Consider the following 12,579-nt stretch of genomic DNA (forward strand, 5'->3'; position numbering starts at 1 on the left):
GAATAAGACCACACTAAGAACTCGCCGAGCGCTTTGGGGGGAAGTTCCAGAAAACGGGCGTAGCTTTTAGGGGTGAACGACAACCAGTTCTCGCCCCAGTTTTCGCCATTGGCGAAGCTCGCGTCGTCCAGATCACCGCTCGAACTGCTGGACACCGTGCCCGATTCGTTGCTGCGGCGGTTGAAGCAGTATTCGGGCCGGCTGGCCACCGAGGCGGTCTCGGCGATGCAGGAGCGGCTGCCGTTCTTCGCCGACCTGGAGGCGTCCCAGCGCGCCAGCGTCGCACTGGTGGTGCAGACGGCCGTGGTCAACTTCGTCGAGTGGATGCAGGATCCGCACAGCGACGTGAGCTATACCGCCCAGGCGTTCGAATTGGTGCCCCAGGATCTGACCCGACGAATCGCGTTGCGTCACACCGTCGACATGGTGCGGGTCACCATGGAGTTCTTCGAAGAAGTGGTGCCGCTGCTGGCTCGCTCGGAGGAGCAGTTGACCGCGCTGACCGTGGGCATTTTGAAGTACAGCCGGGACCTGGCGTTCACCGCCGCCTCCGCCTACGCCGACGCCGCCGAAGCGCGCGGCACCTGGGACAGCCGGATGGAAGCCAGCGTGGTTGACGCGGTGGTACGTGGCGACACCGGTCCGGAGCTGCTGTCCCGGGCGGCGGCGCTGAACTGGGACACCACCGCGCCGGCAACGGTGGTGGTGGGCACCCCGGCGCCGGGGCGCGACGGCTCGAATAACGAGGACGGCAGCAAGCGCGCCAGCCAGGACGTCCGCGACATCGCCGCCCGCCACGGCCGCGCAGCGCTCACCGACGTGCACGGCACCTGGCTGGTGGCCATCGTGTCCGGACACTTGTCGCCCACCGATAAATTCCTCAAGGACCTCCTGGAGGCGTTCTCCGACGGGCCGGTGGTGATCGGGCCGACCGCTCCCATGCTCACCGCGGCCTATCACAGTGCGAGCGAGGCGATTTCGGGGATGAACGCGGTCGCCGGCTGGCGCGGCGCGCCGCGCCCGGTGCTGGCCCGTGAATTGCTACCGGAACGCGCCCTGATGGGTGACGCCTCGGCGATCGTGGCGTTGCATACCGACGTGATGCGGCCCTTGGCCGACGCCGGCCCGACGCTCATCGAGACGCTGGATGCGTATCTGGATTGTGGCGGCGCGATTGAGGCGTGTGCCAGGAAGTTGTTCGTTCATCCAAACACCATCCGGTACCGGCTCAAGCGGATCACCGACTTCACCGGGCGTGATCCGACCCAACCGCGCGATGCCTATGTCCTGCGAGTGGCCGCCACGGTGGGCCAGCTCAACTATCCGGCACCGCATTCCGGCGCGGCGAACAATGCCATCGCAGCGGTTCCGCTCCCGCTCAGGCGGGGTGCGGAAGGGGCCTGAGGCTGGGCCCCACGGCCCAACCGGGACAATAGTGATTCAGGGCACAGATCGCGGGTCGGTCTCAAACACGTAGCTTACGCGGCCGTTTTGTAGGGTCTCCACAAAAACCTAAGACCAGGTTCATAATCTGTTACACGGCGCAAAACCGTTTCCACAGTGTTCTCTTAGACACGTGATTGCGTTGCTTGCGCCCGGACAGGGCTCCCAGACCGAGGGAATGCTGTCGCCGTGGCTGGAATTGCCAGGCGCGGCGGACCGGATCGCCTCGTGGTCGCAGGCCAGTGGCCTGGACCTGGCCCGCCTGGGCACCACCGCGTCGACCGAGGAGATCACCGACACGGCGGTCGCTCAGCCGTTGATCGTTGCGGCCACCCTGCTGGCTTACCAGGAGCTGACACAGAGGGGTCTGCTGGTGGGCCGGGAGTTCATCGTGGCCGGCCACTCCGTCGGCGAGATCGCGGCCTACGCGATAGCCGGGGTGATGGCCGCCGACGACGCCGTCGCACTGGCCGCAACCCGCGGCGCCGAGATGGCCAAGGCGTGCGCCGCCGAGCCGACCGGTATGTCGGCGGTGCTCGGCGGCGACGAAGCCGAGGTGCTGAGTCGTCTCGAGCAACTCGACCTGGTACCGGCCAACCGCAACGCCGCCGGCCAGATCGTCGCCGCCGGCCGGCTGACCGCCCTGGAAAAGCTGACCGAGGACCCGCCCGCCAAGGCCCGGGTGCGTGCGCTGGGCGTCGCCGGAGCGTTCCACACCCAGTTCATGGCCCCGGCCCTGGAGGGCTACGCCGCCGCGGCGGCCGGCATCGCGACCGCCGAGCCCACCGCCACGCTGCTGTCCAACCGCGACGGAAAGCCCGTCACTTCCGCGGCTGCGGCGATGTCGACCCTGGTCTCCCAGCTCACTCAGCCGGTGCGCTGGGACCTGTGCACCGCCTATCTGCGTGACCACGCAGAGGGCCCAGTCACGGCGATCGTGGAGTTCCCCCCCGCGGGCACCCTCACCGGCATCGCCAAACGCGAACTTCGGGGGGTTCCGACGCGCGCCGTCAAGTCACCCGCAGATCTGGACGAGTTGGCAAGCCTGTAACCGCAGGATTCGTCCAGAACCAACAAAAGTACGTCAAACCGATTTGCCCACAACACATTACGAAGGGAAGCTAACTGTGGCCGTCAGTCAGGAAGAAATCATCGCCGGTATCGCCGAGATCATCGAAGAGGTCACCGGTATCGAGCCCTCCGAGGTCACCCCGGAGAAGTCGTTCGTCGACGACCTCGACATCGACTCGCTGTCGATGGTGGAGATCGCCGTGCAGACCGAGGACAAGTACGGCGTGAAGATCCCCGACGAAGACCTCGCCGGTCTGCGCACCGTCGGTGACGTCGTCGCCTACATCCAGAAACTCGAGGAAGAGAACCCCGAGGCTGCCGAGGCGCTGCGGGCCAAGCTCGAGTCGGAGAACCCCGAGGCTGTTGCCAACGTCAAGGCGAGGCTGGAAGCAGAGAGCAAGTGACCAAGCCTTCCACTGCTAATGGCGGTTACCCCAGCGTTGTGGTAACCGCCGTCACAGCGACGACGTCGATCTCGCCGGACATCGAGAGCACGTGGAAGGGTCTGTTGGCCGGCGAGAGCGGCATCCACGTCCTTGAAGACGAATTCGTCACCAAGTGGGACCTACCGGTCAAGATCGGCGGCCACCTCAAGGAGCCTGTCGACAACCACATGGGCAGGCTGGACCTGCGCCGCATGTCGTATGTCCAGCGGATGGCCAAGCTGCTCAGCGGACACCTCTGGGAGTCGGCGGGCAGCCCCGAGGTCGATCCGGACCGGTTCACCGTCGTGGTCGGCACCGGCCTCGGTGGAGCCGAGCGGGTGATCGAGAGCTATGACCTGATGAACGAGGGCGGGCCCCGCAAGGTGTCCCCGCTCGCGGTTCAGATGATCATGCCCAACGGCGCCGCCGCGGTCGTGGGCCTGCAGCTCGGCGCCCGCGCCGGCGTGATCACCCCGGTGTCGGCCTGCTCGTCAGGCTCGGAGGCCATTGCCCACGCGTGGCGTCAGATCGTCATGGGCGACGCCGACGTCGCCGTCTGCGGCGGTGTCGAGGGTCCCATCGAGGCGCTGCCCATCGCGGCGTTCTCGATGATGCGGGCCATGTCGACCCGCAACGACGAGCCCGAGCGTGCCTCGCGGCCGTTCGACAAGGATCGTGACGGTTTCGTGTTCGGCGAGGCCGGTGCGTTGATGCTGCTCGAGACCGAGGAGCACGCCAAGGCCCGCGGCGCTAAGCCGTTGGCTCGGTTGATGGGTGCCGGTATCACCTCGGACGCCTTCCACATGGTGGCGCCCGCGGCGGACGGCGTGCGTGCCGGCCGGGCGATGACACGGTCGCTGGAGCTGGCGGGCTTGTCGCCGGCGGACATCGACCACGTCAACGCGCACGGCACGGCGACACCGATCGGCGATGCTGCCGAGGCCAACGCCATCCGGGTCGCCGGTTGTGAGCATGCCGCGGTCTACGCTCCGAAATCGGCCTTAGGCCACTCCATTGGCGCGGTCGGGGCGCTGGAGTCGGTCTTGACTGTGTTGAGTCTGCGGGACGGCGTCATCCCGCCCACACTGAACTACGAGACCCCCGATCCCGAAATCGACCTCGATGTTGTCGCGGGCGAACCACGCTACGGCGAATTCCGCTATGCCATCAACAATTCGTTCGGCTTCGGCGGTCATAATGTGGCGCTCGCCTTCGGGCGTTACTAAAGCAAGACATCGCGGGCCGCGAGGCCCGAGGTGGGGGTCCCCCCGCTTGCGGGGGCGAGCCGGACAGATACGGAAGGAACGTTCGCAACACTCATGACAGAGCTGGTTACCGGGAAAACGCTCCCGAACGTAGTGGTCACCGGCGTCGCCATGACAACCGCACTGGCCACCGACGTGGAAACCACGTGGAAGTTGCTGCTCGACAGCCAAAGTGGGATCCGCATCCTCGACGACCCGTTCGTCGAGGAATTCGATCTACCGGTGCGCATCGGCGGGCATCTGCTGGAGGAGTTCGACAGCCAACTGACGCGCGTCGAGCTGCGGCGCATGGGCTACCTGCAGAAGATGTCCACCATTTTGAGCCGCCGCGTGTGGGAGAACGCGGGCTCGCCTGAAGTCGACCCAGACCGGCTGATGGTGTCCATCGGAACTGGGTTGGGCTCGTCGGAAGAGATGGTGTTCAGCTACGACGACATGCGTGCTCGTGGCATGAAGGCGGTCTCACCGCTTGGCGTGCAGAAGTACATGCCCAACGGCGCTGCCGCGGCGGTAGGCCTGGAACGGCATGCCAAGGCGGGTGTTATCACTCCGGTGTCGGCGTGTGCGTCCGGTTCCGAGGGCATCGCTCAGGCGTGGCGCAACATCGTCTTCGGTGAGGCCGACGTGGCTATTTGCGGTGGTGTCGAGACCAAGATCGAGGCGGTGCCGATCGCGGCGTTCGCCCAGATGCGCATCGTGATGTCCACCAAGAACGACGATCCTGTCGGCGCCTGCCGACCGTTCGACCGGGACCGCAGCGGCTTCGTGTTCGGTGAAGCCGGTGCGCTCATGGTGATCGAGACCGAGGAGCACGCCAAGGCCCGCGGCGCGAACATCCTGGCCCGCATCATGGGAGCCAGTATCACTTCCGACGGTTACCACATGGTGGCGCCCGACCCCAACGGCGAACGTGCCGGGCATGCGATGAGCCGGGCTATTCAGCTCGCGGGCCTGACCCCGGCCGATATCGGCCATGTCAATGCGCACGCCACCGGGACTTCGGTGGGTGACCTGGCCGAGGGCAAGGCCATCAACAACGCGCTCGGCCCGCACGGCGGCAACGCGGCGGTGTACGCCCCCAAGGCCGCGCTGGGCCACTCGGTGGGTGCGGTCGGTGCGGTGGAATCGATCCTGACCGTGCTCGCGTTGCGGGACCAGGTCGTTCCCCCGACACTGAACCTGGAAAACCTCGATCCAGAGATCGACTTGGACGTGGTGGCGGGGAAGCCGCGGCCCGGTGATTACCGGTATGCGATCAACAACTCGTTCGGATTCGGCGGCCACAACGTGGCAATCGCTTTCGGGCGGTACTAAATCCCGAGCCACCCCGGAAACAACAGGAGACCTGCGATGACGATCATGGCCCCCGAGGCGGTCGGCGAGTCGCTCGACCCCCGCGATCCGCTGCTACGACTGAGCACCTTCTTCGACGACGGCAGCGTGGAGCTGCTGCACGAGCGTGACCGCTCTGGCGTACTGGCCGCTTCGGGCACCGTGAACGGCGTGCGCACCATCGCGTTCTGCACCGACGGCACCGTGATGGGCGGCGCCATGGGCACCGAAGGCTGTGCACACATCGTCAACGCCTACGACACCGCCATCGAGGAGCAGAGCCCGATCGTGGGCATCTGGCACTCCGGTGGCGCCCGGTTGGCCGAAGGGGTGCGCGCACTGCACGCGGTCGGCACGGTGTTCGAGGCCATGATCCGCGCGTCGGGCTACATTCCGCAGGTCTCGGTGGTCGTCGGTTTCGCCGCCGGCGGCGCCGCTTACGGTCCCGCGTTGACCGACGTCATCGTGATGGCGCCGGAAAGCCGGGTGTTCGTCACCGGGCCGGACGTGGTGCGCAGCGTCACCGGCGAGGACGTGGACATGGCCTCCCTCGGCGGTCCAGAGACCCACCACAAGAAGTCCGGGGTGTGCCACATCGTCGCCGACGACGAGCTCGACGCCTACGAGCGGGGCCGCCGGCTGGTCGGATTGTTCTGCCAGCAAGGGCATTTCGACCGGAGCAAGGCCGAGGCCGGCGACACCGATATCCACGCGCTGCTGCCCGAATCTCCTCGGCGGGCCTATGATGTGCGTCCGATCGTGACCGCAATCCTCGACAGCGAAACGCCGTTCGACGAGTTCCAGGCCAATTGGGCGCCGTCGATGGTGGTCGGGTTGGGTCGGCTCTCCGGGCGCACCGTCGGTGTGCTGGCCAACAATCCGCTGCGGCTGGGCGGCTGCCTGAACTCCGAAAGTGCGGAGAAGGCAGCACGTTTCGTGCGGCTCTGCGATGCGTTCGGGATTCCGCTGGTGGTGGTGGTCGATGTGCCCGGCTATCTGCCGGGTGTCGACCAGGAGTGGGGCGGCGTGGTGCGTCGCGGCGCCAAACTGCTGCACGCGTTCGGTGAGTGCACCGTTCCACGGGTCACCCTGGTCACCCGAAAGACCTACGGCGGGGCCTACATTGCGATGAACTCGCGCTCGCTCAACGCCACCAAGGTGTTCGCCTGGCCGGACGCCGAGGTCGCGGTGATGGGCGCCAAGGCGGCCGTCGGCATCCTGCACAAGAAGAAGCTGGCCGCGGCGGCCGAGCACGAACGCGAAGCGCTGCACGACGAACTGGCGGCCGAGCACGAGCGGATCGCCGGCGGCGTGGACAGTGCCATCGACATCGGCGTGGTCGACGAGAAGATCGACCCGGCGCACACCCGCAGCAAGCTCACCGAGGCGCTGGCCCAGGCGCCGGCACGGCGCGGGCGCCACAAGAACATTCCGCTGTAGTTCTGACCGCGAGCAGTCGCAGAATCGCATGCGCGGGACCCGCGCAGTGCGATTCTGCGACTGCTCGCGGCGGTTATCCCCAGCGTGACTGGCCGAGGACAGCCGCTTCTCGCATGCTGTCGCGGTGCACCTTGGAGCGCGAGCGCTGTTGGAAAGCGCCGGCGGGTTCGCTACCACCGCGCAACTGCTGACGGTCATGACCCGCCAACAGCTCGACGTGCAAGTCAAGAACGGTGGTCTCGTTCGCGTGTGGTACGGGGTGTACTCGGCGCAGCAGCCGAGTCTGTTGGGTCGCATGGCGGCCCTCGACATCTTTATGGGGCGCCAAGCCGTGGCTTGCCTGGGCACTGCCGCCACGTTATACGGGTTCGACACGGAGAACACTACCGCCATTCATGTGCTCGACCCCGGCGTACGGATGCGGCCCACTGTCGGTTTGATGGTTCACCAGCGCACCGGCGCCCGGTTGCAGCGGGTGTCAGGTCGTCTGGCAACCGCACCGGCGTGGACGGCCGTTGAGGTCGCACGACAGCTGCGCCGTCACCGAGCTCTGGCCACCCTTGACGCCGCACTGCGATCAATGCGGTGCACTCGCTCCGAGATTGAAAGTGCCGTTACCGAACAGCGTGGGCGCCGCGGAATCGTCGCGGTGCGCGAACTGCTGCCGCTTGCCGACCCACGAGCGGAATCAGCCATGGAGAGCGAAGTTCGGCTCGTCATCATCGACCACGGATTGCCGCTCCCGGAGCTTCAATATCCGATCTACGGCCGCAACGGCGAACTGTGGCGGGTCGACTTCGCTTGGCCTGAAAGGCGTCTGGCGGCCGAGTACGAAAGTGTCGACTGGCATGCCGGGCGCAACGAGATGCTGCGTGACAAAACCAGGTGGGGCAGGATCCAGGAACTCGGGTGGACGATTATCCCGATTGTCGTCAGCGACGTGAGACAGCACCCCTACCGCCTGGCCCAGCGAATCGCCACCCACCTGGACCGCACGCGCATCGCTATCTGACGCTGGCGAGCAGTCGCAGAATCGCACGCCAAAGGCCGGTGGAACGCGATTATGTGTCTGCTCGTCAGCGGCACAGGATCATCGAAAGTGCCTGGCGCAACCAGCTACTCGGGTCAGCCGGGAAATCACTGCACCGCCAGCCGACGAAATCGTCGGGGCGTACCAACAACGCTGCTTGCGGCTCGAGTCCGGTCGCGGCGAACCACGCGTTATCGCGGATGCACTGCACGGCAATCGGGACACCGAGAGCGGTCGACACCGAATCGGCTGCACCACGCCAACGCTGGTCCCCGGTAAGCAGGGTGAACCCGTGGCCGAGCAGATCGAGGGTCGAAATACGCTGTCCGCCTTGCGAAATCCACACATGCGGGGTCCGGGTGCCGGGTTGCCCACACAACTCCGCCACCAGCTGCACCGCGTCGGAGTCCGCTGCGGGTTCGGCGGTCACGACCGCCGCAGAGCGGTACCGGTAACCGATCAGCAGTTCGAACATCGAGCACTCTTCATCGGCGGGCAGTTGCGGTCGATGCTCGTCCAACTCGAGCAAGGCAACCGTCGGTCCGGTCAGCGACTGGTGGGCGGCAAATCGCCCCACCGGGTGACGCTCGGTGTGATAGGTGTCCAGCAACTCAGTGCCGGCAGTACCCTGCAGGACGGCGGCCAGCTTCCAGGCCAGGTTGTGCGCGCTCTGGATCGCGCTGTTGGCTCCCCCGGCCTTGAACGGCGGCATGGTATGTGCCGAATCGCCGACGAGAAAGACACGGCCGCAGGCGAATTCGTCGGCCACCTGTTCGTAGGGTTGCCACGTCGCCACCTCGGTGATCCGCACCTCGATCGGTTCGCCGATCGCCTTCACCAACAGCTCTGCACAGCGTTGCGGGCTAAACTGTTCGGCCGTCTCACCTTTGGCGGGATGGTAGGTGGTGATGAACATGCCGAGGTCGCCGGTGACCGCCAAGAATATTCCTGGTGCGTCAGGATTATCGACCTGCACGGCATCCCCGTCGTTCAGGTGCGAGACGAAATGCCGCCACGGCGCCCGGAAGTAGATGAAGACGACATAGATCGGCAGCGCCCCGTAGCCGGACGTGGTCATCGAGAGCGCCCTGCGGATCGGGCTGTGCACGCCGTCGGCGCCGATCAGATAGTCGGCACGTACCGTCTGGCGCTCTCCCGACGTCCGGTCGGCGATGGTCGCGGTGACGCCGGCCTCGTCCATGTCGAACGAGACGAACTCCGTCCGGTAGCGAACTTCGCCGCCACGGGCACGGGTCGCGCCCAACAAGATCGGCTCAGATTTGCTCTGTGGGCAATACTGCGCGGCCGGTTCGGGACTCAGCGTGTCCAGGCCCGCGAAGAGTGCGTCGATGTCCATTGCCGGTCGCTCCTCGGCGCTGTTGAGCGTCAGCTTCACCACCATGGCCGAGACATGTTCGGCAACCGCGTGCACCTGGTCACCCACGCCGAGGCCGCGCAGGATCTCCAGACTGCGGAAGCTGAGATTGCGGGCCTTGGGGTAGCTGAAGACTTCGTCGCGCTTGTCGACAAGCAGCGAAGCAACACCGTGCCGGGCCAGTAGCGCCGATGCCGCCAACCCGCCCACTCCGGCCCCGACAATGAGCACCGGGACATGCGTGACCGTCATGCGCACTCCCCTTCCCCGGCCCGTGAACCCCTGCCAACACGGAACGTATTAGTTCCGTCTGGTGCCCAGTCTGGCACGAGAGCCCGAGACGCCGCAATCGCTCCTAGTGCCGCGCGGCTGGATAATTGGGCCGGGGTTTAGGGGCCCGGCGCGATGGCAAGCGGCAGGACCACGTCTTCGAGAACACGCCGAACGAAGACTCGATCGACCGGCCGGCCCGTCATCACCCGCAGCACGTTGAGGCCCAGCGCGACATCGGGTATCAGGGTCAGGTCCCGGCCCGCGGGGACCTCACCCCGGGCGACGGCATGGTCGAGTGCCACCCGGAGCAGCTGGCGCGGCCGGGAGAGGACGAGATCGTCCAAGGCGGCGGCCAGAACGGGATTGTGCATGGCGGCCGTGGCCACGCCGACGATGATGCGGATTGTGGCCTGGTCGGCGTCGTCGAAATCCGGCACCGCGGCAACCAGAGCGTCGATGTCGCCGCGCAGACTGCCGGTATTCGGCGGGTCGACCGGCCCGACTCCGCGCCGCCAGTGGGCGATCGCATCGGCCACCACCTCGGCCTTCGACGGCCAGCGCCGGTATATCGCCGCCTTACCGACCCGGGCGCGGGACGCGATGTCGTCCATGCTCAGTTGGTCGTAGCCGTTTTCGGCCACACCCGCCAGCGCCGCCTCGAGGATGACCGCGTCCAACGACCGATCCAGGCGTCCGGGACTGCGCCGCGGACGCGCCGCTCCCTTCAGCGGGTCGGCGCCCGCCCGCTCAACTGCCATGCATCTGAACCATTCTGCCGATACGACTCAGTTCCGCTACGCCGGTGCGGCCCCCGCGAGGAACTCCTCGGCGACGGCGACAACGCGCTCCCGGTCGCGGGGCACCAGGCCGATTCGGGTTCGGCGATCCAGGATGTCGTCGACATCCAGTGCGCCCTCGTGGGTCACCGCGTACTCGAACTCGGCCCGGGTGACGTCGATGCCGTCGGCGACCGCTTCGGTGGGACGCTCGCAGCTGGCGGCGGTGATCACATTGGCTGCTTCAGCGCCGTAACGCGCCACCAAGGACCCGGGCAAGCCGGCCGCCGATCCCTGTGGGCAAGGCCCGGGGTTCGCCGGCGCACCGATAAGCGGCAGGTTGCGAGTCCGGCAATCACCGGCGCGCAAGTGCCGCAGGCCGATCGCACGATTCAGCACATCCTCGGCCATATACCGGTATTCGGTCAGCTTGCCGCCGACCACGCTGATCACCCCGGAGGGAGACTCGATGACGGCGTGGTCGCGGGAAACGTCAGCGGTGCGGCCCTCGCCGGTGTCGATCAGTGGCCGCAGCCCGGCATAGGCGCCGATGACATCGGTGGTCTGCAGTGTGGTTGTCAGCGCGGTGTTGACCGTGTCCAGCAGGAACATGATCTCTTCCGAAGATGGTTCTGGCACATCCGGAATCGGTCCGGGAGCATCTTCGTCGGTCAACCCCAGGTAAACCCGGCCCAGCTGCTCGGGCATGGCGAACACGAAGCGGTTGAGCTCGCCGGGAATCGGAATGGTCAGCGCCGCAGTCGGATTCCCGAAGGCTTCGGCGTCGAATACGAGATGCGTTCCACGGCTGGGACGTAACTTCAGCGAAGGGTCTATCTGGCCGCCCCACACTCCCGCGGCGTTGATGACGGCGCGGGCGGACACGTCGATGGTTTGGCCGGTGCGCCTGTCGCTCAACCGCGCCGAAGTGCCCGTCGCGTTCGATGCGCCAACGTAAGTCAGGATCCGGGCGCCGTGCTGGGCCGCGGTGCGCGCGACCGCCACTACCAGTCGGGCGTCGTCGATCAATTGCCCGTCGTAAGCCAGAAAGCCGCCGGCAAGGCCGTCACGCCGCACGGTCGGCGCCATCTCGACCACACGCCGCGCCGGGATGGTGCGCGATCGGGGCAGCGTCGAGGACGGCGTGCCGGCCAGCATGCGTAATGCGTCGCCGGCCAGGAATCCGGTGCGCACCACCGCGCGTTTGAGGTGACCCATCGACGGCAGCAGCGGGACCAGCTGCGGCATCGCACGCACCAGATGAGGGGCGTTGCGGGTCATCAGGATTCCGCGTTCGATGGCGCTGCGCCGGGCGATGCCCACGTTGCCGCTCGCCAGGTAGCGCAACCCCCCATGCACCAGTTTGGAGCTCCACCGGCTGGTACCGAACGCGAGGTCGTGCTTTTCTGCCAGCGCCACCCGCAAGCCCCGGGACGCGGCGTCCAACGCGATTCCGACACCGGTGATACCGCCACCGATGACGAGCACATCCAGCGCTTCCCCGTCGGCCAGAGCGGTCAGTTCGGCAGTGCGGCGCGCGGCGTTCAGAGCGGTCGAATTGGGCATCAGGCCAGGTATCCGTTCAGTGAGTAGGTGAGTTCGGCAGCCAGTGCTTGGGAATCGAGGATCGGATTGACGATGTCGACGGACTGAATCGTCGACTGGGCGATGAGCAGCACCATGGTCGCAAGTTGACGGGGGTCGCCGGCGCGGACGCTGCCCGATCGTTGTGCCACTTTGAGTCGAGCCGCGAACCCCTCGATCAGGAACTGCTGACTGGTGCCCAGGCGCTCGGTGATGTAAACCCTGGCCAGGTCCGAGTGCATCAGCGCCTTGATCAAGTCGTCGCGCCGTAGCCGATCGGCCACCGCGACGACTTGTCGTACCACGGCTTCACGGTCGTCGCCATCGAGGGGCAATTCGCCCAGCACGTCGGTGATGTGGCTGGTCAGCAACGCCGCGATGATCGAGCGAGTGTCCGGCCACCGACGGTAAACGGTCGGGCGACTGACGCCCGCGCGTCGTGCGATCTCGGCGAGTGCCACCTTGTCAACACCGTAATCGCGGACACAGCTCGCGGCCGCCGCAAGTATGCGGGCCCCGATGTTTTCGGGAGCATTACTCGTTGACAGCATATGCGATACTGTAA

At 66.5% G+C, this 12,579-nt stretch carries 11 protein-coding genes; 7 read left to right on the plus strand and 4 right to left on the minus strand.

Annotation, left to right across the window (positions count from 1 at the left end):
* Positions 1-72 precede the first annotated feature (72 nt).
* From B4U45_RS03340 to B4U45_RS03370, 7 genes are all read left to right on the plus strand, one after another.
* The gene (locus tag B4U45_RS03340; protein ID WP_075545276.1) at positions 73-1,404 is read left to right on the plus strand and encodes a PucR family transcriptional regulator; all 1,332 of its coding nucleotides are present in this window, start codon (positions 73-75) and stop codon (positions 1,402-1,404) included.
* A gap of 172 nt (positions 1,405-1,576) precedes the next feature.
* On the plus strand, positions 1,577-2,494 hold the full coding sequence (locus B4U45_RS03345) for an ACP S-malonyltransferase (protein ID WP_075545277.1): 918 nt from the start codon (positions 1,577-1,579) through the stop codon (positions 2,492-2,494).
* 76 nt (positions 2,495-2,570) lie between these two features.
* Positions 2,571-2,918: a meromycolate extension acyl carrier protein AcpM gene (gene acpM / locus B4U45_RS03350; protein WP_023365075.1), complete on the plus strand. Its 348-nt coding sequence runs from the start codon at positions 2,571-2,573 to the stop codon at positions 2,916-2,918.
* A complete protein-coding gene (kasA, locus tag B4U45_RS03355; protein WP_075545278.1) occupies positions 2,915-4,165 on the plus strand; it encodes a 3-oxoacyl-ACP synthase KasA in 1,251 nt (416 codons plus the stop codon). Before acpM ends, kasA begins: the two co-directional genes overlap by 4 nt.
* Before the next feature lie 93 nt (positions 4,166-4,258).
* Entirely contained in the window at positions 4,259-5,518 is a 1,260-nt protein-coding gene (kasB, locus tag B4U45_RS03360; RefSeq protein WP_075545279.1) for a 3-oxoacyl-ACP synthase KasB, read from the plus strand.
* 36 nt (positions 5,519-5,554) lie between these two features.
* On the plus strand, positions 5,555-6,976 hold the full coding sequence (locus B4U45_RS03365) for an acyl-CoA carboxylase subunit beta (RefSeq protein ID WP_075545280.1): 1,422 nt from the start codon (positions 5,555-5,557) through the stop codon (positions 6,974-6,976).
* 124 nt (positions 6,977-7,100) lie between these two features.
* Positions 7,101-7,988 (plus strand): hypothetical protein, encoded by an 888-nt coding sequence (locus B4U45_RS03370; RefSeq protein WP_075545281.1) that lies wholly within the window; start codon positions 7,101-7,103, stop codon positions 7,986-7,988.
* A gap of 64 nt (positions 7,989-8,052) precedes the next feature.
* On the opposite strand, the gene B4U45_RS03375 is transcribed toward B4U45_RS03370, so the two are convergent.
* From B4U45_RS03375 to B4U45_RS03390, 4 genes are all read right to left on the minus strand, one after another.
* On the minus strand, positions 8,053-9,633 hold the full coding sequence (locus B4U45_RS03375; RefSeq protein ID WP_075545282.1) for an FAD-dependent monooxygenase: 1,581 nt from the start codon (positions 9,631-9,633) through the stop codon (positions 8,053-8,055).
* 137 nt (positions 9,634-9,770) lie between these two features.
* Positions 9,771-10,412, minus strand: coding sequence for a TetR/AcrR family transcriptional regulator (locus B4U45_RS03380; protein WP_075545283.1), 642 nt, complete (start codon positions 10,410-10,412; stop codon positions 9,771-9,773).
* A gap of 36 nt (positions 10,413-10,448) precedes the next feature.
* The gene (locus tag B4U45_RS03385; RefSeq protein WP_089025280.1) at positions 10,449-11,996 is read right to left on the minus strand and encodes a glycerol-3-phosphate dehydrogenase/oxidase; all 1,548 of its coding nucleotides are present in this window, start codon (positions 11,994-11,996) and stop codon (positions 10,449-10,451) included.
* Positions 11,996-12,565 carry a TetR/AcrR family transcriptional regulator gene (locus B4U45_RS03390; RefSeq protein WP_075545285.1) on the minus strand — a complete coding sequence of 190 codons (570 nt, stop codon included), beginning with the start codon at positions 12,563-12,565 and terminating at the stop codon, positions 11,996-11,998. The genes B4U45_RS03385 and B4U45_RS03390 overlap by 1 nt, the downstream gene beginning before the upstream one ends.
* Between the last annotated feature and the right edge of the window lie 14 nt (positions 12,566-12,579).

It is taken from the genome of Mycobacterium persicum, from assembly GCF_002086915.1.
Taxonomy (GTDB): Bacteria; Actinomycetota; Actinomycetes; order Mycobacteriales; family Mycobacteriaceae; genus Mycobacterium; species Mycobacterium persicum.